The sequence below is a fragment of the Hoylesella loescheii DSM 19665 = JCM 12249 = ATCC 15930 genome (assembly GCF_000378085.1).
Classification (GTDB): Bacteria; Bacteroidota; Bacteroidia; order Bacteroidales; family Bacteroidaceae; genus Prevotella; species Prevotella loescheii.
Genome location: NZ_KB899215.1, coordinates 103,180 through 124,074 on the forward strand (window position 1 = coordinate 103,180; position 20,895 = coordinate 124,074).

A 20,895-nucleotide genomic window follows, 5' to 3' on the forward strand; every position below is an offset into this window, starting at 1 on the left:
TCGCGCATAGACTTACGCGAGTTCGGATAAAACTCAATCGTTATGCCTTCTGTTGCGTAGCATTAGTTGGCGAGAAAGCCATTTCTTTACCTGTCCAATCTTGTTAAGAGGGCATGGTTTCTTGTCCCGAACTCGCCAATCAACCCTTTCGTCGTTTGCATTTTCATAGTTCCGAGAATGCGTTTTCTATGCCCTGATTATACCTTATTACATTAAACGCCGAGTTAAATGTATTTTGGACGGCTGTTCCATGTTATCTGGAATGCAGTTCCAGTTAAACTGGAACACTGTTCCAACTTATCTGGAACAGGGTTCCATCTTAGCTGTAACAAGGCTGGAGCTTAAAAAGCTCACTACATGAGCTTATCCCAAACTCGCCCATAGACTTGTAAGCATTGGTAGGACAAGTACTAACGGCCTGGCTAGTCGTCAGACATATAGGTGCAGAGGCTAACTGGGCGTAAGGGTTTAGCATAAAAAACGGACGAGCTTATTGCTCGTCCGCACTCTTTTCACAACTTATTTACAAACTATTTGGCATGAAACTTGTATATTGGCGTGGTTAACTTCGATGTATAAGTTGCTGGCCTTATTGGCTCGCTTTTATTTAACTGTTTTTGGTGGAGGGTTATTTTGAACTTGTTGAGTCGTTGAGTTCAGAGGAATCTAAGAGACCTTTCTTCGCCAGCGAGTATCTTCTGAAGTCGAATTTATTCGTCTCGTTTATTCCGCGCATCATGCCCGAGAACTCATTATCGTCGAGATGAAGCTCGCTGTACGCAATGCTCATCGTATAATTATTGTCGTAGGTGATGATGATTGCTCGTGTGCGGATGTCGATGCGCCATGAGAAGCTCCGTCTGAAAGGATTTGGGTCGTGGCGGCCCTCATAGTCCACTTGTCTTCCGCGCCCGTAAATGGCGTTCGAATTATATTGGTCGAACTCGATGTCCGTGTAATAAGTCTTCTTCCCGGAATTGCCGTAAGCGTCCTGTCCGCGGGCTACCAACTTTCCATCCCAATGTCCGCGCAGCGTTTGGGCCATAGCAAGCAAATCGGTAGACGGGTAATCGTAGCTGTCGTCCCACCAACTGCTTCGGTGAAATTCATCGTCGCCATAATAGTTGTTGTCTATTTCACAACCCGAAACGAACATCGTAGCAATGGCGATAACAGCCATCGTACCTAGTGTCTTTAAGCTCTTCATACTCTAATCGGTTTAAAATTTATGTTGCAAAGATAGGCAAAAGGGTAACTATGCGTATGGGAGGTTCGTCTATTTTGGGGTAGGGCTTCGCCTATTGTGTAGGGGATTTCCCCTAATAATGTTAATGTAGATGTTTTAAAAGTGCGGTTTCAATAATAATTGTTATCTTTGTAGACGCGCAAAAACGCGCTAGTTTGAATAACATTAAACACAATATTTGGAAATGAAAACAGTATACGATTTCGTCGTTAAAGACAGAAAAGGCGGCGAAGTATCATTGAGAGAGTATGCCAATGAGGTTATCCTCATCGTGAACACTGCAACCAAGTGTGGTTTCACACCGCAATACGAAGAATTGGAGGCTATCTACGAAAAATATCATGCTAAGGGTTTCACCATCCTAGACTTCCCTTGCAACCAGTTCGGACAGCAAGCTCCTGGCACAGACGAGAGCATTCACGAGTTTTGCAAACTGAACTTTGGCACCGAATTCCCTCGTTTCAAGAAAATAAAGGTAAACGGCGAAGACGCTGATCCGCTGTACAAGTACCTCAAAGAGCAAAAGGGCTTTGCTGGTTGGGACCCCAACCACAAGCTAACACCCATACTCGAAGAGATGCTCTCTAAGGAAGATCCCGACTATAAGGAAAAGGCTGACATTAAATGGAACTTCACCAAGTTCCTCGTTAACAAGCAGGGGCTTGTGGTGGCTCGTTTCGAACCCACCGAAAGTCTTGAAAACGTAAGCAAGAAGATTGAAGAACTGCTCTAAGCCTTAAACCACCGAACGAAAGGGGAGTTAAAGAGAGATGTCAAAAACCTGTGCCATACACCTTATATATAAAGGACGAGGTAAAGACGAAATATAGGTTTTAAACCATTGTTATCGTAATAACGGCAACACGTTGGGCATACTCTTTAACTCCTCTTCGCATTTTAAACCATTGGGAAAACTCGCAAAATACTCCTTTTGGCACATTATTTGTGCAGATATTGGCATAATGGGTACAACCCAGTAAAAACAAATTAACTATGGAAAAAAGAGAATATACGCGCTGCCTTATCGTGGGTAGCGGTCCCGCAGGATACACTGCAGCCATCTATGCGGGAAGGGCTAACCTAAGCCCAGTGCAATATTGCGGAATGCAAACGGGTGGACAACTCACCCAAACGACAGAAATTGAGAACTTTCCTGGCTATCCCAAGGGAGTGGACGGTAACCAAATGATGTTGGAACTGCGTGAGCAGGCCGCCCGTTTTGGTGCTGACATCCGCGACGGAGAGATTGTTAAGGTAGACTTCAGTCGTAAACCATACGTGCTAACCACAGATCGTGGTGTGGAGATAGAGGCCGAAACGGTGATTATCGCCACAGGAGCGTCGGCTAAATATCTTGGTTTGCCCGACGAGGAGAAGTACTCTGGTCAAGGCGTAAGCGCTTGTGCCACTTGCGATGGTTTCTTCTATCGCAATAAGACGGTGGCTGTTGTGGGTGGTGGCGACACTGCTTGCGAAGAGGCTAGCTATCTGGCAGGACTCTGCTCGAAGGTATATATGATTGTGCGTAAGCCTTTCTTGCGCGCCTCGGACGTGATGCAGAAACGTGTGGAGAGCAATCCCAAAATCGAAATTCTATACGAACACAACACGTTGGGCCTTTATGGTGAAGACGGCTTGCAAGGAGCGCACCTTGTAAAACGCAAGGGCGAGGCCGACGAACAACGCTACGACCTGCCTATTGATGGTTTCTTCCTTGCCATTGGTCATAAGCCCAACACCGATGTGTTTAAAGAATGGCTAGATCTCGACGAAATAGGCTACATCAAAACTGTTGCAGGAACCCCCAAAACGAACGTTGCTGGTGTGTTTGCAGCAGGCGATTGTGCCGACCCTGTTTATCGTCAGGCAGTTGTTGCCGCTGGCTCTGGCTGTAAGGCAGCATTGGAAGCCGAGCGTTATCTGGGTGAGTTGAAGGCCTAAAAAATAAGGCTTGCCATCCCGAATTCATAGCCATGTTTGGCATAACTATAGAAAAAAGGCTTCTTGCTATTTGCAGGAAGCCTTTTAGCTTTATGGGGTAGACGCCCTTGTTTCGTGGCTATTGTATAGCCTTTCTTTTAGGGCTTGTGTGTATTTGTGTCTTTTACACCAGTCCGTCGAGTTCTTTTTTCAGGGCACGCAGGTCGTCCCTAACCGCGAGAAGCGTGTTAAGCACATGTGTGCTTTTATTTGCGCCTTCACGATTTTCGTTAATCATCTTACGTGCGGCGGCAATTTTAAAACCTCTCACCTTAACCAACGTGTAGATGTTTTTTAGCAGGTCGATGTCTCTGTCCGTGTACTGGCGCACCTTCGACCCTGTTGCGGTGCGCGGCTTAAGCTGCGGAAGCTCGGTTTCCCAATACCGCAGGGTACTCTCATTAACGCCGATGATGTCGCTCACCTCCTTAATGGAGTAGTACAACTTTAGGTTTCTGTCAGTCTTCAATACCATGATGGGTTAGCTTTTGGCCCTTTGTGGGGGATAATTTGGGAATAGTCCTTCGTTCGTTATCCATTGTTTCTTGTCGGAACAACATGCCACAAACTTGCTTGTGCACGTTTAACACCTGTAATAGTAACCAAGTTATCCTGTACGAAGTTACATTTAGCTCTCTCTCATGATGCAAAATTACGACAAATCTTTTATTTTTCCAATCTTTGGAAAAAATAAAATCGACATGTAAACCAACATTAACAACGTGGCATAATATAACCCCTTGGGCTACGGCCATTTGAAAAAAATGTTGTAATTTTGCAACTTAAACCAAAAGGACAGTCCTTACAACCTCGTTGAGGGCTTTGTGTGGACGCCCTTACTTGCAGTTTTATAAACAGGCATACAATAAAAATTCAAGATAATAAACGATGATGACAGCGAACGAAATACGCGAATCCTTCAAGCAATTCTTTGAAGGCAAAGGACATAAGATAGAGGCTTCGGCCCCCATGGTGATTAAAGACGACCCTACATTGATGTTCACCAACGCCGGTATGAACCAATGGAAGGACATCATTTTGGGTACACGCGACCCTGAACCACGCCGTAGGGCCGATTCGCAAAAATGTCTTCGCGTAAGCGGAAAGCATAACGACTTGGAAGAGGTAGGCCACGATACGTACCATCACACCATGTTCGAGATGTTGGGTAACTGGAGCTTTGGCGACTATTTTAAGCGCGAGGCCATCGACTATGCTTGGGAATACCTTGTGGATGTGTTGCACCTTAACCCGCAAGACATCTATGTTACGGTATTCGAAGGTAGCGAAGAAGAGGGCATTGCACGCGACGACGAGGCTGCAGAGTTCTGGTCAAAGCACCTACCTGCCGACCATATCATCAACGGAAACAAGCACGATAACTTCTGGGAGATGGGTGAAACGGGCCCATGCGGTCCGTGTTCGGAGATTCATCTCGACTCGCGCTCGGCCAAAGAAAAGGCCGAAGTGCCTGGCGCAAGCCTTGTAAACAAGGATAATCCGCAAGTTATCGAGATATGGAACATCGTGTTTATGCAGTTCAATCGCAAGTCTGATGGTTCGTTGCAGCCTCTGCCGATGCACGTTATCGATACGGGTATGGGCTTCGAACGCCTTGTGCGCTCATTGCAAGGTAAAACATCGAACTACGACACCGATGTTTTCCAACCCGTGATACAAGAGATTTCGCGCCTTTCGGGTCTGAAATATGGCGCCGACGAGAAAGTAGACGTGGCCATGCGTGTGGTTGCCGACCACCTTAGGGCTGTGGCTTTCTCCATCGCCGATGGTCAGTTGCCTGGCAATGCCAAGGCTGGATACGTTATTCGTCGTATCCTTCGCCGCGCCGTTCGCTATGCGTATACTTTCTTAGGTCAACGTTCGGCCTTCATGTTTAAGCTTTTGCCCACCTTCATCCACGAGATGGGCGAGGCCTATCCCGAACTGAAAGCCCAGCGCGAACTTATCGGTCGCGTGATGAAAGAAGAGGAAGACTCTTTCCTTCGCACGCTCGAAAAGGGCATTTCGATGCTTAACGACGAGATGGAGCGCCTGAAAGCCGAGGGAAAAACCATGCTTGACGGCGCACAAGCTTTCCGTTTGTTCGACACTTACGGCTTCCCGCTCGACCTGACAGAGCTTATTTGTCGTGAGAATGGGCTGCAAGTAGATGCCGCCCAGTTTGATGTGGAGATGCAAAAGCAAAAAGAACGTGCTCGTAATGCTGCTGCCGTGGAGAATTCTGATTGGGTGGTGCTGCGCGAAGGCGAACAAACCTTCGTGGGTTATGATTATACCGAGTACGAATGTCATATACTTCGCTATCGTCAAGTTACGCAGAAGAAGAACACTTACTTTGAACTGGTGCTCGATTACACGCCTTTCTATGGTGAGATGGGTGGACAAGTGGGCGACTGTGGCGTGCTGGTGAACGGCGAAGAGACTGTAGACGTCATCGACACAAAACGCGAAAACAACCAAAGTATACATATCGTGAAGGCCTTACCCAAAGCTCCCGAAGCCGACTTTATGGCTTGTGTGGACACGGATAAGCGCGAAGCAAGTGCTGCTAACCACACGGCAACCCACTTGTTAGACTATGCCTTGAAGGCTGTGCTTGGCGAACACGTTGAACAAAAAGGCTCGTTGGTGGCTCCCGACACGTTACGCTTCGACTTTTCGCACTTCCAAAAGGTCACAGATGAAGAGCTTCGCGAGGTGGAACGCCTTGTAAACGATCTTATCCGCCAAGATCTGCCACTCGACGAACACCGTGATACGCCCGTAGAAGAGGCTAAGGCCATGGGTGCAGTGGCTTTGTTTGGCGAGAAATACGGCGATACGGTGCGCGTTGTACGTTTCGGACCCAGCTGTGAGTTCTGTGGCGGCATCCATGCACGTAGCACGGGCCGTATCGGAATGTTCAAAATCGTAAGCGAAAGCAGTGTGGCAGCCGGCATACGCCGTGTTGAGGCTTTCACCGGAAAGCGTTGCGAGGAAGCGATGTACGTGTTGGAAGATACGCTGCGTGGCATTCGTAACCTCTTTAATAACGCTAAAGACCTGCAAGGAGTTATCGCTAAGTACATGGAAGAACATGATGCGATGCGCAAAGAGATAGAAAAATTCTCGGCACAAGCCGTCGAAAGACTTAAAGATAGCCTTGTAGAGAAGGCCAAAGATGTAAATGGACTGAAAGTGGTTAAGGCCGTTTTGCCCATCAATGCCGAACAAGCCAAGAACCTGGTATTTAAGGTTCGCGAGGCCATTCCGCAAAACCTGGTATGCGTTGTCGGCTCAACGGCCAACGACAAGCCTTTACTTAGCATCATGTTTAGCGATGATGTGGTAAGCGAACACGGACTGAATGCAGGCCAAATCATTCGCGAGGCCGCCAAACTTATTCAAGGTGGCGGTGGCGGACAGCCCCATTATGCATCGGCAGGAGGTAAAAACCTCGATGGCATATCTGTGGCCGTAGACAAGGCAGTGGAACTAGCTTGCCAGTAAAATGAACTCATCGCTTGCCCCAATTCAAGGGCAAGGGAGATGATTAGTATTGTTACTTATACAGATTTAAGGCTGGTTCTAAATATCCATCAAGGCGTTACTAGGTAAAAGCAACCATTGAAACGTAGCGCGGAACTTTTAGAACCAGCCTTATATAATGGATAAACTCAACAAGTTCTACAAGTAAAGGGATTGGTACATCGCCTTGTTGGTATTGCTAAGGTTTCTCGTTGTAGGTAAATATGTGCGGTAAAAGACACATGTTTAGTGAGTTCACTTCTTTTATTTGTAAATATTTTGCACCGTTTTTTAACACTGAGAGTACCAGCCTAATTCACCAATACGCCATCGACTTGTATTTAACCGCTTCTTGTGAAAGTTTGTAATGGGTTGATATACTAATGTTCACGCTCCCGTTTTCAACTAGATGAAGGGATTTTAAGGATGTTTAGGCGTGTTTTATTGCTAGATTTGAGTATTCTTGGGCTCACTTCATGTCTTCTCTTCTTTTTGGTTCGACCTAACGATTTCACACTTCTTTCGTTGTGTTTTAAGGTAAAACGGCGTGTTATCGCTAAGAGGTAATCTTATTCCATGTGACATGGAACAATGTTCCAGATGATATGGAATAATGTTCCAGCTTATATGGAACAGGTGTCCCACTTATAAAAAATCCAGAAATTAAACTGATAATGCATTGCAAACGACAATATTGTATGATTCGTTGGTTTGTAAATTTGGAGGCGTGTAAATAACGATGCTTTATCGTTTGGTGAAATCGAGAGTTAGTAAAGCATGGGTTATGGTGGGTGGAATGTGGTATGGAGAGGTAGAAAATGAAAGTCCTGAAGATATGTTTTTACCGCTTTTCGCAGAAAATCTCTTCTAGAATGGGGCAGAAATATAGTGCTAGTTTGTAAAGATTGATTACTCGGTTTAACGTTGTCGGTAAATTAAGGGATGTATGGACTTGTTTATCCCGACTGTATATCTATCGTTTTGGAAGTTTCCTTGTTATTGCACTATTCAATCATTTTTTATGTTTTTCCCTACAATCCACATTTCTGTGTGATGCGTAATCGCATATAAAATAAGGTGTGCACCTGCATAACAGGCGCACACCTTTATCTTGTTAGAGCTTGCTTGTTGGGCAAACCTTGTTTGTTATCGTTTTAAGAGACGGTGTGTACGTAGTTGGCCGTCGACCATTACTTGTACAAGATACACACCCGAAGCAAGGTCGGTGAGCGATATGTTTACTTCTGTGCTACCTGTTGCAGCAGCATTCCTAAGCAATCGGCCGTTGGTGTCGAAGAGCTTTACATGTTGTAGGCCATTGCCGCGTACCGTTAACGACTGGCCATCGTTGTTGGTTATGTTGTAGTTGGCAGTGGTTGTACCGGCAATATGGGTGAGATTCGACGCCACAGTGAAGATCGTTTCTTCCTTGTCATATAGCTTTTCTACATCGAAACGTTCGGCATCGGGGTTGTCGATGCCTGCGCTCGATTCCTTAATCAACACCAACTTCATCCGATATTTGCCTTCGCTTAGGGTGCTGGGTACGTTTATACTAAACGGCATCCATGTTGTACGGAAACCGTCAAGCTCCATAGACTTTGTGCGTTGTGCTTCAAAAGCCACCTTACCCTTAGCGTCAAGCAATTGTAACTTGGCAAAATAGCCGAATCCCAGTCCGCCTTTGTTTCTTACGGGCACATGTATGGTTTCTTCTTTTCCTGGTTTTAGCCAAAGTTTAGACGGCTGTTCGGTTAGTTGGAAGCCAGCATTGATCGAGTCTTCCTCTACGATGCGCACCCTGCCATTATCTATTTCAATCACCATTCGTGGTGCTTGTCGCATGTGTATCCATTCTCCCCAGCTGCCATTTTCTTTTAACGGCACACACATGGGCAGCAGTTGGTAATAGCCCTTGTGTAGTTTTGAGAGGTCTATCTTTATTTTCACAGCTTGCGGGTTGGTGTGGTCGCGACCCATTTCTCCGTTAGAATATTGCCCGTAGACGCGTTTTGTAAACCCACCTGTAGCGTGATCATCCGACGGACAGACAGTTATCAGCTTGCCATTCATGTCGAATATGCCCACGCCGATGTCGCCCTTGAAGGGCTTTCCGTAGTTATTAAATTCGTTCATCTCAACGGCTGGCATGTTGCTAACGGCAAATGTTTTTCCACTTCCTTGAGGGAGCCTTAGACTTCCACCAATGTTAAACCGCAGTTTGGGCGTGGTTGCCAGCAATGCAGGGTCTATTGGTTTTGTGTTCGGTTTGTTGGGGTGAGCCAATATCGCGATTAAGCCGTAGCTGAACGTCATTGGTTTTCCGCCAAACTCGTTTCCTGATTGTGCAACAGATAGCGTTGAGAGCGAGAAATAAGCATCGCCCTGACCGCCCCAGCCAAAATTCATGTGGAAAAGTCCTTGTTCGTTGATGCCGTCTGTTACCCAAGCGTGTCCTCCTCCGCCACCTTTTTGGTTGCCCGAAAGGTAAACGGGGAAACCATTGGTTAGCTCTTGGCGTATGATGTCTGTGAATGCAGGCAATCCTTCGTCACTTCGGCTCACAAAGGCCGTAGTGTAATCAAAGTTTTCTCGCAAGGCTTTTTCGGCCGATTCGTTTTGCGCACCACTCAAAGAGGGGGTGTATTGCATGTTTGTAGCAATTCCTACATCGCTCATTAGCTTTGCAACGGCGTCTTTTTCCCTTTGGGTGCCTGGGTCGTAATATTTGTATTCGTCTTTCATGTTGGCCCAGTCGTAGTATGATTTGCTGAAATCGGCATGCTTCACCTTATTATCAGATCTCACGGTATAGGTGTTTTCTCCCTTTCCTTGTATGGGCCATTTGTGGTAATACATCACTTGTGCGATGGCCGTTGCTACGCAACCCGTGAAAGGATAACCCGTTTTCTTGTTGTAAGGATCGTCTTGATTCCACTTGCAGGTGAGCAACGGCGCCACAGTTTTATAGGTAGGCATCGCCCTTGTGGCGGGTTGTGCCGCGGCGGGCGTTTGTTGTAGCTGTACGAAACGTTCGCGATAGGCTTGCAAAAGAAATTTTACACCAGGGTTAGCATTCAGCGTGTCGAGCGTGCCGTTATCTCCATAGGCGAGTATTTCACCCATAGCGTCGTCGCCCGAAACCAGTACAAAGCCCTTGCCCTGCTTGTCGTTGAACACATAGTAGGGCTCAATGGGTTGTTGTTTGCCTGCTCGAGTTTGAGCGAATGTGATGGCTTGGCGGTTGGGTGAGACGTATTTTCGAGCAATGTCGAGGGCTTGTCGAGCCGTAACCTGCTTGGCCTGTACAGGCATAAAGGTCGAAAATGCAAGTGCAAAAAGCGCAAATGCTAATCGGTAACAGTGATGGCTGTTAAGCGAAGTGTGGGCAGGTTTGTGCCTATTTGTAGTGTTGGTTTGGTTCATAACTCTTGTAAATTAGTTTTGTTCGTTGTCTTTTTTCTCTAAAATTCTCCTTATGGTATTTGTAAGGTGCAATAAACGCGCTTCCCATTGTTGGAAAACGCGTGCAAAGTTACGAAAAAAGAACGAGAATGCATCCGATCTCTTGTATTTTAACAAAGCAGGTTGGGCTGTTGATGAGTTGGGCGGTTGACCAGTTTACCAGTTTGTAAGTTGACCAGTTAACAGGTTGACGAGTTTACAAGTTAGCAAGTTGAGCAGCTTACGAGTTGGCCAGTTAAACGGCGTAGTCATTTTTTCGCCTTTCCACTCTTTCATCTTTTCACCTTTTTACCCTTTCACTTTTTCACCCTTTCATCCTTTCTTGAAACAGTTCGAACAGGCGTGATATAGCATATTTGTTCAGCTCGCGTTCGGTCACCCAAATGTAGTCAGACGATAAGGTGGGCTTAACTTCTGTTTCTACTATGGCAAATTGAGCCATGATGATGCGATGGGTGAGTACGTGGCGAAAGGTGTATGGGCCTTTGATTGTGGGTGAAGAGTTGGTAGGGTGGGGATGGGTGTGGACAGATGTGGCAGTTGGTGTGGCACATTGTTCACCTTTTAAAAGGCTGTCGAGATACGCCAACAACTGCGGTGAAGGGAAATCTTCTATGAAGTTAGTGCTCTCTTGCTTGCTTGTCTTAGGCGTTTGGGCACTAGAAAGCACCTCGTCTTCGTATAGCAAAGGTTCCCAAAGCCCCTGCCAAATATCCCCTGCGGGGCGTTTTCGGATGGCTACCTCACCTCTACACCTTATATATATGTAACCCATACGACGTAGTTTGGGGGCTTGCGACTTGGTTTTAACGGGTAGCGAGCGCACCAAACCCTGTGCATAAGCCACGCATTGGCCATTTAATGGACAGTCGTTGCAGAAGGCAGGCGACTCGTTTGTTGTGGCAATGTCATTGTTTGTCTTGCCCGTCTCACCCTTTACGGGGAGGCATTGCAGTGCACCAAAGTCCATGATAGCCTCGTTGAAGCGTGCTGGTGCATGGTGGGGCAAAAGTGATTGGGCTAAGGTGGCAAATTGCTTTTTGCCTTCGGTTGAGTTGATAGGTGTATCGATGCCAAAGAAACGAGCCAAAACGCGGTATACGTTGCCATCTACCACCGCCACGGGAAGATTGAAGGCGATAGACGCAATGGCTGCTGCCGTGTAAGGTCCAACGCCTTTTAACTTAGAGATAGCATCGTGAGTATTGGGGAAATATCCTAGTTCCACAATCTGCTTTGCAGCCTGATGCAAGTAGCGTGCTCGCGAATAGTAGCCCAAACCTTGCCAAAGGCGCAACACTTCGTCTTCGGTGGCCGCAGCGAGAGCGTTTACCGTGGGGTAATTATGCATGAATCGCTGCCAATAGGCCAAGCCCTGGCTCACCCGCGTTTGCTGCAAAATAACCTCGCTAAGCCAAATGGCATACGGGTCTTTGGTCTCGCGCCACGGCAGACTTCGGCCGTGGTGTTGAAACCAATGGAGTAGGGCGGTGGAAAAGGGATGGGTGGTGGTCACGATGGGCTTTTAAATGATATGAAAAGAATGTGAAATAACTAGCACTGCAGCCTGTTTTGGCTATGGCCATGCCCACCAATGCCTAGTTGTGGTATGGTAGGCGTGGCCATTGGCAAGGCTATTACTTTTTGTTTTTATCCTCCTTATCAATCTTGGGGAAGTTTTTACGAATTTGTGCGAACATCTTGTCTTTGTCTTTCTTATACAGCTTTACGTACTTTTCTAGGGTAGGAACAGGTCCTGTGAGGTCTTTATTGTTGAGGTAATGGTTGAGTGTTGCCACCATGGCAGCTTCGTAACCATCTTCGGATTCTTTGGTTTCCTTGTTCTCTAAGGCGTAAAGAATATAGCCTGCATAATAGCTAAACAAGTAAGGATACGACTTTTCTGTGGAGATAAGTTGGGCTTCGTTCTTTCCCATAGGTATCGTAACCAAGTCTGAAGGTACCGCCCAGGCCATGATAAACTTAGCTGCATCGTCCATGTCGTGGGCTGTGAGCCGATGCGAAAGGTAGTATTGGCAGCACCTCTCAACGTCTTTGGTATGTTTTCGGCAATCTTCTGCCGTTTCAAGTTTTGGCAATTCGGGTATGTCGCCATAACCTTTCTTGGCCTCTTCTTTCAGCTTTTCCACTTCATCGCGCAGACTTTTTGCCTTATCCTCTTGGTTGTTGCCCTCGTAATAGGTGATAAGATATTCGGCCTCATCAGTGTATTCTTCAGAGTGTTGCCCAAAGAGATCTTTGTATATGGACAATGCGCGCAACTGATACTTGATGGCTTCGGCCTTCTCGCCTGCGTGGAACGAGTTCTCGGCAGCATGAATAAGTATCACGGCCATGTCTCTGTCGTTGGTGTAAAGTGATTCATAGATCTTCAAAGCCTTCTTGCTGTGTACCAAAGCCTCCTTACTTTTCCCATTAGAAGTTAGATACAGCGAAAGATTATCTAAGTACCAAGCATATCGCTTGTCTTTGGTGCTGAAGTGTTTGCCGTATAAGTCTACAACCTTTTGTGCCGTTTCAACGGCCTTATTGATGCGTTTGGCTCTAAGGTAAGCCTTACCAAGGAAGACCAATCCTTCAATATAAGTGGTGTCGGCCTCCCCTCGAAGGCCCTTTACCTTTGCCGTATAGGCAGTGAAAGCATCGACAGCTTTATCGAATTTGCCATCTGCGATAAGCATGCGGGCAGTGCTGTCCATCTCGTGTAGCTGTTTTTCTTGCTCCGTTTTCTGTGCCAGTGTGGTGTTTGCGGCGAGCAATAGCAATGCCGCGAGTAGTGTTTTCTTCATAAGTGATGTGATTGATATTAGTTTTAATGTTGATATGTATGGGTGGTGAAGATAGCTCTTCGCCACCATTTATTGTTCGGGGTATTGCTGATAGATAGTTAGGCCGAATGCATGGGTATAGGCATAGATGTGTTCCATGATGTCGGCCAGGGTGTGTTCGTAGTGTATGTCGGGTGAATTCTTGATGAAAAAATAGAACTCTATGGGTAATCCGCTTGGCGTGGCTTCCATCTGTCGCACCATCAGTGTTTGTTTTTCGTTTACCTCAGTACGGTTGTTTAGGTATTGTTCGATGAACAAGCGGAAGAGGGCGATGTTTACTTGTTGGCCTTGCATTTGTTCTTCGGTAATCAACTTATCCGAAAGTAGCGAGTTTTTAAGTGTTTCGTCTGCTAGCTTAACGCTCCTAAAATCTATATAAAGCAGGCGTTTAACACGTCTACCCGCACCCTTTTGCATGCTTCGCCAGTTTTGAAACGACCCACTAACCAGTGCCAATGGTGGCACCGTGACGGTCGTGTCGTCGAAATTCCGCACTTTCACGGTGGTAAGACTGATGTCTTCTACAACGCCATCGGCAGGTGTTGAAGGCACCGTTATCCAATCGCCCTTCCTCACCATGTCGTTGCTGGTGAGCCTAATACCTGCAACCAGTCCTTCGATGGTGTCTTTAAATACCAGCATGAGTATGGCCGAGGTAGCTCCGAGTCCTGCAATGAGCGACATGGGGTTCTTGTTGAAGAGGATAGCCACCACCACTATTACTGTAATAAAGATAACAATAACTTTCAATACGCCACAAAAAGTGCGGATATACTGGCGAACGGCAGGGCTAGAAGACAGCTTAAGCTGGGTGAGCGAGTTGATGAGGGCAATGAAAAGTTTTACCGACATCACCACGATATATATGGCTGTGAGTTTCTCTAAGGCAGTGTGCACAATGGCATATTGGAAAAACACCATGGGCAAGAGCCACGAAACAACGATGGCTGGCACGATGCGACTTGCCGTTTTCAGTACGTTGTCGTTGAAGAGGGTTTCGTCCCAGTTGCCTTTTGTCTTACTGGTTATGCGGTGCACCACGGGAATGAGTATCTTGCGACAAAGCGCGCCCGCGGCCCAAGCCAGCAAAATGGTGACAAGCACTAATAGCACGTGGCGCACAATGGGTACGGCGTTGCCCGAAATGCCTGTTAGACGGATGAATTGTTCTACGTAGTTTTTTATCGATTCCATTGATATAATGGTTTTAGAGGTTGGTTTATAAGGGATGTTGTGGGGTTAGGGTTGGCATAAGGCCGTGCAAACCCTATCTTGGAAAGCACGTGCGTTTCGGCCATGCATTACGCCTTGGTTGATGATGGCAAAGCAAAGGCGATGCCCATTGGCAGCTGTGCAATAGCCTGCAAGTGAGAATACGCCCGTAACACTACCAGTCTTGGCACGTACATTACCACGAGTAAAGACCCCTTTCATGCGCGACTTGAGTGTCCCGTCTATGCCTGCGATGGGCAATGAGGGTGAAAGGTGCAGGTAAATGTTATCGTTGCGGAAAGCGTAGCGAAGCATAGCAACCTCCAATTCGGCCGAAACATAGTTGTAGAGCGACAGCCCTGAACCGTCGGCCACCTTATAGGCTGCAGCGTTTAAGCCAAGTTTGCTGATGAGCCTTTTCACCACTTGTGCCGCATTTTTGGCAGTAGCAGGCTTATTTCCTGTGGCAGCGGCAATCTGGTAGAACATCGCTTCAGCGTAAAGGTTGTCGCTTTCTTTCATCATACGCATCAGTATTTGGTCCATAGTGTGAAAGCGCGTACAGATGCAAGTGGCGTCTTGTGGACGTTGACCAGTGGCAGTGAAGGCGTCTAGCACAATACCAGCTTTACGAAGTTCTTGCATAAAGCGGTCCATAAACACGTCTTTTCGGGTGTATACTAGTGCCGAGAGCACGGGGTTGTCATCGTCCCAGCACCAGCCTTTGCCCAAAAGGTCAGTGGTTTTCATCGACTTGTCGGCATAGAGCGTACCGCGGATGGTATCTACACCCATCTTTTGCAGACTTTCTACAAAGGCGTGCATATCGTCGGCATTGAAACGGGGGTCGAAACCACCAACACAATACACGTTACCCGTAAGTGTTCGGTTCTCAATACTACCAGTATAGCATAGTTCCGTTTTGAATTGGTGCGATCCGCCTAGCTTGTCCAGGGCTGCAATAGCTGTTATCACCTTCATGGTAGAAGCAGGGCGCATCGTTTGGTATTCGTTGAAGCGGTATATGGCCGAGTCGGCATCGAGGTCGTAAACCATCAATCCAAGTTGCGAAGTACGTAGCATGTCGGCTTGTAGCAGTCTGTCTATACGTGCTTTCACCGATTGCGGCCACGGCAACAGGCTGTCTGTTGTTAGGGTATCGACCGAAAGCGAGTCGGTAGACAGCGTGTCGGTCGCTGCCACGGTTTCATCATCGTCGTCGGTAACGTCTTTTTCCACTTGTCCCATCATTGGCAGGGCCATTAGCCAAGCCAGTAAAAAGACGAGGGCATATTTGTTTTTTAATTTCATCATTTGGGTGTTACTTGCCGTTTCTTTACCTCGGCGATAAAGGCATCGGCGTTATCGGGTTGCACGCTCACTAGTCGTTTGTGTCCGCATTGCAACAATACATATTGTGAAAGACCGAAGCCCGTAGACATCTTACGGCACAAAACGATGTCGTTAACGCGTATCTGTCTTGTTTTTGAGAAGCGGCCATTGTCGATATACAGCATCTCCTCTTCACCGTTGTTGCGAAATATGTAGGTGGTGTGTACAATCCGTTCTATTATTACTACCACCACGATGGCCAATAAACAACCAGCCAGCACGCTTTTTATCCAAAACATGTATAGTGCAAGCAAGCCGAAAGCAAGTATGCCGCAGCTGGTTGCGGGGGAAAGGCGTTGGTGGAAGGTTCTGTCCATTATGGTATTTTAGTGTGTTTGTTATGAAGTTGACGTGTTGGATGTGTATTTGTTATGGTTCCCGTCTTATAGCATGTTAGCCTTGTAAGGTCGAAAACGAGGCTGCAACACCCTTTGCCAAGCATCATTTACACAATATACAAAATTACAAAAATAATTGTTCATAGCGTGCCTTTGCTTCCTTGTTTATTGTTTTTTAGTAGAAAAAGGAGGACAGAAGAGAAATAGGGTGGGGTTAGGAAGAAGGTGTTGGACTTTGGTTGCTCGCTATCTTTGTTTGGCAAAGCGCGACTTCGTTATATAGTGGGTGGAGTGTAGGTAGGAGGTGTTGGGCTTGTTTGAGGTAATATCCTTCGTATCGAATTGTCGCAGGTGTAGGTGTAATCCTTTTTGTCTATCGAACCGTAACCGTTTGTGAGTAGCTAACTCTAATGTCCTTCTAAGTTTAATTCATCGTTATTTCTATCATTCGCTGGGATCCTTTCAAAAGCATTTCGTAATTCTTCAATGAATTTTAATCCAGATTCTTGATCGCATTTCAATACTTCAGGGAATATATGATATTCTTCTTTCCCCTGTTTAAGGATTCTAATGACATAATTGTTCTTTGTTGTGCAGTCACAATGATTACCATCTGAATTCTCTACCTTAGCTAGTTTTTTTATAGTTAGATAGTAGAGCAAGTTTTTAATCTCGTTGTCATAGATTTCTTTTCTATTTTTTTGTTTCAGGTCATTATAATTCATTAATAGGCTATCGTGAGAATAGAAGTATAGATTCTCATGTTCTAATGATATAGCTGTAACTATACCATAATGAGGTTCGCCATTCGTAATTCTATAGACATAGACGTTAGTCTTTGAATCTATAACCCAATCTTTTCTTGTATGTTGATGATAACAAGAGGAAAAGAGTAAACTCATAATCAATATGGTGAAACTGAATGTTTTGTTAATCATATTATCTCCTTTTACATTTCTTCGATTGTCGTTTGTGGGGAAATCATCTTATCAGCAGGTTTACTGCTTCCCATGTCTTTTCTCTACATTTTTATTTATATGAAACATATTTGAATACTCGGTATAGGATAATCTATCAGGCTTTCTACCGATGTTGTATTTAAACCTATATATGTTTTCATCTTTTCTCTTATACCTGATATTCTTAATTTCCCATTCTTCTTTCTGATTCACCTCACACCCTTTTAATACGATAATATTTTGCACCTTATAAGTGTATGGAACATGGAAAATATCTTGGGCGAATATACACCACCTGCCATCTACTCTTTTTTCTAAGGATATTGAGATATAAATATTCTCTTCACAGCTATTGCTGAAATGGAAGGATACTGAACTACCTGTATCATATTCAGTCAGGACTGAATCTATTTTTAAACATCCTTCCATTGACTGGGCATTTAAGTAACAGGCAATGCCTTGCAATGCAAATAACACCAAACACCTAATCTTTCTCATCTTTTTTATTCCTCCATTTGTTGAGTTATCAGGATTACTCCCATGGTTTAAGAATTGCACAAATCCTTGTACTTGTACAAATTACCTATCGGGATTTAGGCATCTTCTTAACTTTCCCTTTGAATCTGCCCAGAAATATTCTTTGATATACACTTGAGCGCCCATTCCAGAATGGATAACAACATATCTTGTATTAGGACGAAATTTAATTCTCCGAAGGTTTTTAGTAATACCATAACGGTTCATTTTTTCCAAACACAATGTAGATGATATATTTTTAAAGTTTATTGTGTCACAACTTTTTGTGTCAAATTCATTTTTCTTTGTGATAAAGAATAGATGGCACTCACTAGGATCGAGGCAGTCTGATTCTATTTCTAAATGCAAAAAGTTATGCACGATCAGAAGTTGCCGATTCTCATCAAGTGAAAAATCATGATTTTCATTACAAGACATTAAGAAAAAGAATGTCATAAGAATGCAAACTGTATATAATTTTTTCATTTATCTTGTTTGTTCTATGTAATCAACACCATGTCCAGCCATCAGTTGTAGTGGAAGAATAACTGCGTACGTCTTAATCCCTTTTGTTTTTGGTAGAAAATTACCAACGAAATATAGTACAACGTGCTAAAATGGTAAAGTGTTTCATGTCTTCGCGTGTTGTTTTTAGTGATTAAGGGTTATAGGGTATGTTTCCCATAATTACAAAATTAGTTAAAGTCCAATAAACGACAAAGCGTTTTAGTGATTAATTTGCCAAATAGCAGTATAACAACTTGTTTTTAGGAAAATAAACGAGAAAACAATATATGTATAAAACCAAGTACGATCGAAATGATCGTCAACGTAATGAGTCTTTAATAACAAAGACAGTCAATAAATTTCCGTACTTATCAGTTGTGGCTGGTTCTTAGTATGACTTTTGGGATGGTAAACTGTCAACTTATTCAGTACTCTTCACAGACAAAAACGAGGAAAGATGTGACATATTATTCCCTGCATTTCAGCCATTGCTCACCAAACAACTGTAAATCATAATAAAACATACATTCTTCTTCATAGAAGTCTATAACTAATTTATTGATAGCATTTTTATCATAAAGTACAATTAACCCACTATGTTCATCGTTAAATTCAAAATCAGAATTGAAGAAACTTATTCGCTTTATCATGACAAGCCCACACATATTGGAATACCCAATTGACATATAAACTGGATCAGAGTATATTAATTGAATCTTTGTGATAAAACCTTTAAGTATTTCTTTTTTAGTAAATAGTATATTTCTACATTCCCAATAATCCATTTTAGGCAGGAGCTTTTCATGATTATCTATGATACTTTTTGATATAACATCAGAATCTTCAAGATTTAATATTTTGAACTTATTATTAGTGATAAGTTTTGATAATTCCGTTAAATACTCCGCCATATACCTTTTTCCTGTGTTTTTACGCAAAAGAAATTGTAACCTACAATTATTCATGGTAATTTACTTTAGATTTATTATTTTCTAACTTTAGACGATTGTATCGGTTATGCTGCACTTGCCCCTCTCTAATTTTAACGAAACTCATGCCCATAGCGTAGCCCACGTCTTTGGCTTTGCGCCCAGTGCGTATCAACAGGTTAAGCTTGCCGTTGGCGTAGGTCACGTCACCTCCCTGTCGGGATAGGTCATGGTGCGCATACCAACATGTGTCACCATTACCGAACCAACGGTAGAGATTTTAAACATATCAATGTGTCTGTGAACATTGAGTTCTTAATTACTAACAAAGTGTCGTTACATTCTCTTATGCAATACTCCATTCCCCCTATGTTTATTGTTGTATCATTTATTAATGAACATTTTTCAATGAGCATGATGTCCCCTCCGTCATATTTTGTTAGGACACTAGCTTTATATGCCCTATCATATATGTACCATCGCCCCTGTCTATCAAAGTAATAGTAGACTTGCGACTTCGTGGCGTGTGACTTCTTCAACCAGTATCTATGATTTCTACCTGCAATTGTCATTTCGATATAATTTTTCTTACAGGATAGCATACTAAGCACTACACAAAATATGCTTATATACACGAATATGAGCTTTTTCATAATGAAGACGTCTTGACTTTTACTTAATTTCCCGATACCCATTTTCCCATTTTTTTGTGTCTGAATAATATGTCTTATTATAATCTATGGACATCATAAATGAAACTGTATAACTTGTATCATTTCTTACATCATAATAAAGTGCATTTGAATTCTCTTCTTCTATAACGCCTATCTCATTTAAATTTTTGGGTAAACGGTGATGCTTCATTCTAAAAAACTCTATTCTTTCTATGACGTTCTCTCCTCTTCGAGTTAAGTCCCTCTCTCTCTTACCTTTTACAAAGAAGAATAAAAGTATACTTAGTATGATAGTACTAGCTATTATATATATTCTTTTTGTTGTCATTATTATGTTTTGTTTTCGTGAAAACTGGAATTGTTGTCTTATTGGTACTTGAAGGGTTTTGGGGTCTTCTGAAAGTAGAATCTGATTATTGGGCGCAGTCTGTCGTCTTTCCATATAGTTCTGGAATTGTTCTCCGAGAGGGAGCTTACCATCAGGATTAAAATAATTCGGACCAAACTCTGCACCAACATTATCACTTGGCAAATATCTTATCTTTTTCTGATTCAGATAATGGTACTGTTAAATAATTCATGTCGATTTTTTAATACATCGCAGCGATAGAGTCATTAATAGCATGTTTGCTATTTACTTTCTTTCCCCAAGTTAAAAGAAATATGATAATTGAAAGTGTATTATTGAATGGCATTTCATTTTTTATGGGTTTTGTCCTACGAGAATCACTTACATCATATAGGATATAATATAAAAATATTTCCCTCTCTTTTGATATTGAACTTCGCCTTGTGGTAGCTAACTTTAAAAATATTCTTTTTAGTGGCAATTGTAATTCCCTTTGGTTTCTCGGGGTCATACCACCAGCCTGCAAGATACGCCAATTTACCATGGCTCAAGAAAATCATTCTATCAGCTAAGTCCGTATATTCTGTTAATTGAAATCCTAAATCATGATTAATTTCCTCAAGGCTACACCCTGAAGAATAAAAACACAAGGTATCCCATTCAAAATCAAAGCATTTTGAGAAATCAATAACTATATTCTTTTCTGTTTTATGGGTATTCCAATAAGAAATAACAACATCGTCAACTTTATTGAAATTATTACTACATGAGGAACATAGAATAAAGAGAAATAAATAAAGGTACTTTTTCATTTCATTGCCTCCCAAGTTATTTGTATACATTCTGATTTCTGCTTAGTTTTTTCTGAACACTCTTCCTCCAATCCTCTATTTTGATTACAGAATCATTTGTTGTGTCATAGAAAAAAAACATTGCCATTTTTCGGTG

General features: G+C 43.7%; 16 protein-coding genes. 3 read left to right on the top strand and 13 right to left on the bottom strand.

Annotated elements, in window-relative coordinates:
• Window positions 1–628: 628 nt before the first annotated feature.
• Window positions 629–1,207 (bottom strand): hypothetical protein, encoded by a 579-nt coding sequence (locus tag F453_RS0107970; protein WP_009235074.1) that lies wholly within the window; start codon window positions 1,205–1,207, stop codon window positions 629–631.
• A gap of 223 nt (window positions 1,208–1,430) precedes the next feature.
• Between F453_RS0107970 and F453_RS0107975 the strand changes: the two genes are divergently transcribed.
• Both F453_RS0107975 and trxB read left to right on the top strand, forming a co-directional pair.
• The gene (locus F453_RS0107975) at window positions 1,431–1,979 is read left to right on the top strand and encodes a glutathione peroxidase (RefSeq protein WP_009235075.1); all 549 of its coding nucleotides are present in this window, start codon (window positions 1,431–1,433) and stop codon (window positions 1,977–1,979) included.
• A gap of 260 nt (window positions 1,980–2,239) precedes the next feature.
• Window positions 2,240–3,187 carry a thioredoxin-disulfide reductase gene (gene trxB / locus F453_RS0107980; protein ID WP_018967545.1) on the top strand — a complete coding sequence of 316 codons (948 nt, stop codon included), beginning with the start codon at window positions 2,240–2,242 and terminating at the stop codon, window positions 3,185–3,187.
• Window positions 3,188–3,350: 163 nt separating this feature from the next.
• On the opposite strand, the gene F453_RS0107985 is transcribed toward trxB, so the two are convergent.
• Window positions 3,351–3,701 carry a MerR family transcriptional regulator gene (locus F453_RS0107985; RefSeq protein WP_009235077.1) on the bottom strand — a complete coding sequence of 117 codons (351 nt, stop codon included), beginning with the start codon at window positions 3,699–3,701 and terminating at the stop codon, window positions 3,351–3,353.
• Window positions 3,702–4,114: 413 nt separating this feature from the next.
• On the opposite strand from F453_RS0107985, the gene alaS reads away from it, so the two are divergent.
• Complete coding sequence (gene alaS, locus F453_RS0107995) at window positions 4,115–6,736, top strand: alanine--tRNA ligase (RefSeq protein WP_026292515.1); 2,622 nt, start codon at window positions 4,115–4,117, stop codon at window positions 6,734–6,736.
• A gap of 1,164 nt (window positions 6,737–7,900) precedes the next feature.
• On the opposite strand, the gene F453_RS0108005 is transcribed toward alaS, so the two are convergent.
• The 11 genes from F453_RS0108005 to F453_RS0108065 all read right to left on the bottom strand — a co-directional run bounded on the left by F453_RS0108005 (window position 7,901) and on the right by F453_RS0108065 (window position 20,789).
• A complete protein-coding gene (locus F453_RS0108005) occupies window positions 7,901–10,180 on the bottom strand; it encodes a C10 family peptidase (protein ID WP_033404225.1) in 2,280 nt (759 codons plus the stop codon).
• Window positions 10,181–10,523: 343 nt separating this feature from the next.
• The gene (locus F453_RS0108010) at window positions 10,524–11,735 is read right to left on the bottom strand and encodes an A/G-specific adenine glycosylase (RefSeq protein WP_018967550.1); all 1,212 of its coding nucleotides are present in this window, start codon (window positions 11,733–11,735) and stop codon (window positions 10,524–10,526) included.
• A gap of 121 nt (window positions 11,736–11,856) precedes the next feature.
• Complete coding sequence (locus F453_RS0108015; RefSeq protein ID WP_018967551.1) at window positions 11,857–13,029, bottom strand: tetratricopeptide repeat protein; 1,173 nt, start codon at window positions 13,027–13,029, stop codon at window positions 11,857–11,859.
• 69 nt (window positions 13,030–13,098) lie between these two features.
• Complete coding sequence (locus tag F453_RS0108020) at window positions 13,099–14,265, bottom strand: mechanosensitive ion channel family protein (RefSeq protein ID WP_018967552.1); 1,167 nt, start codon at window positions 14,263–14,265, stop codon at window positions 13,099–13,101.
• A gap of 45 nt (window positions 14,266–14,310) precedes the next feature.
• On the bottom strand, window positions 14,311–15,597 hold the full coding sequence (dacB, locus tag F453_RS0108025) for a D-alanyl-D-alanine carboxypeptidase/D-alanyl-D-alanine endopeptidase (protein ID WP_018967553.1): 1,287 nt from the start codon (window positions 15,595–15,597) through the stop codon (window positions 14,311–14,313).
• Window positions 15,594–15,992 (bottom strand): PH domain-containing protein, encoded by a 399-nt coding sequence (locus F453_RS0108030; protein WP_018967554.1) that lies wholly within the window; start codon window positions 15,990–15,992, stop codon window positions 15,594–15,596. The genes dacB and F453_RS0108030 overlap by 4 nt, the downstream gene beginning before the upstream one ends.
• A gap of 428 nt (window positions 15,993–16,420) precedes the next feature.
• Complete coding sequence (locus F453_RS0108035; RefSeq protein WP_148295806.1) at window positions 16,421–16,951, bottom strand: hypothetical protein; 531 nt, start codon at window positions 16,949–16,951, stop codon at window positions 16,421–16,423.
• Window positions 16,952–17,011: 60 nt separating this feature from the next.
• The gene (locus F453_RS0108040; protein ID WP_033404231.1) at window positions 17,012–17,470 is read right to left on the bottom strand and encodes a hypothetical protein; all 459 of its coding nucleotides are present in this window, start codon (window positions 17,468–17,470) and stop codon (window positions 17,012–17,014) included.
• 992 nt (window positions 17,471–18,462) lie between these two features.
• Window positions 18,463–18,906 (bottom strand): hypothetical protein, encoded by a 444-nt coding sequence (locus tag F453_RS0108050; protein ID WP_018967558.1) that lies wholly within the window; start codon window positions 18,904–18,906, stop codon window positions 18,463–18,465.
• 690 nt (window positions 18,907–19,596) lie between these two features.
• Window positions 19,597–20,130 (bottom strand): hypothetical protein, encoded by a 534-nt coding sequence (locus tag F453_RS16190; protein WP_018967561.1) that lies wholly within the window; start codon window positions 20,128–20,130, stop codon window positions 19,597–19,599.
• A gap of 203 nt (window positions 20,131–20,333) precedes the next feature.
• Window positions 20,334–20,789, bottom strand: coding sequence for a hypothetical protein (locus F453_RS0108065; RefSeq protein WP_018967562.1), 456 nt, complete (start codon window positions 20,787–20,789; stop codon window positions 20,334–20,336).
• Between the last annotated feature and the right edge of the window lie 106 nt (window positions 20,790–20,895).

Coding starts and splice junctions, on each gene's coding strand:
- F453_RS0107970 (WP_009235074.1), bottom strand. CDS start 1,207: ATGAAGAGCTTAAAGACACTAGGTACGATGGCTGTTATCGCCATTGCT.
- F453_RS0107975 (WP_009235075.1), top strand. CDS start 1,431: ATGAAAACAGTATACGATTTCGTCGTTAAAGACAGAAAAGGCGGCGAA.
- trxB (WP_018967545.1), top strand. CDS start 2,240: ATGGAAAAAAGAGAATATACGCGCTGCCTTATCGTGGGTAGCGGTCCC.
- F453_RS0107985 (WP_009235077.1), bottom strand. CDS start 3,701: ATGGTATTGAAGACTGACAGAAACCTAAAGTTGTACTACTCCATTAAG.
- alaS (WP_026292515.1), top strand. CDS start 4,115: ATGATGACAGCGAACGAAATACGCGAATCCTTCAAGCAATTCTTTGAA.
- F453_RS0108005 (WP_033404225.1), bottom strand. CDS start 10,180: ATGAACCAAACCAACACTACAAATAGGCACAAACCTGCCCACACTTCG.
- F453_RS0108015 (WP_018967551.1), bottom strand. CDS start 13,029: ATGAAGAAAACACTACTCGCGGCATTGCTATTGCTCGCCGCAAACACC.
- F453_RS0108020 (WP_018967552.1), bottom strand. CDS start 14,265: ATGGAATCGATAAAAAACTACGTAGAACAATTCATCCGTCTAACAGGC.
- dacB (WP_018967553.1), bottom strand. CDS start 15,597: ATGATGAAATTAAAAAACAAATATGCCCTCGTCTTTTTACTGGCTTGG.
- F453_RS0108030 (WP_018967554.1), bottom strand. CDS start 15,992: ATGGACAGAACCTTCCACCAACGCCTTTCCCCCGCAACCAGCTGCGGC.
- F453_RS0108035 (WP_148295806.1), bottom strand. CDS start 16,951: ATGATTAACAAAACATTCAGTTTCACCATATTGATTATGAGTTTACTC.
- F453_RS0108040 (WP_033404231.1), bottom strand. CDS start 17,470: ATGAGAAAGATTAGGTGTTTGGTGTTATTTGCATTGCAAGGCATTGCC.
- F453_RS0108050 (WP_018967558.1), bottom strand. CDS start 18,906: ATGGCGGAGTATTTAACGGAATTATCAAAACTTATCACTAATAATAAG.
- F453_RS0108065 (WP_018967562.1), bottom strand. CDS start 20,789: ATGTATACAAATAACTTGGGAGGCAATGAAATGAAAAAGTACCTTTAT.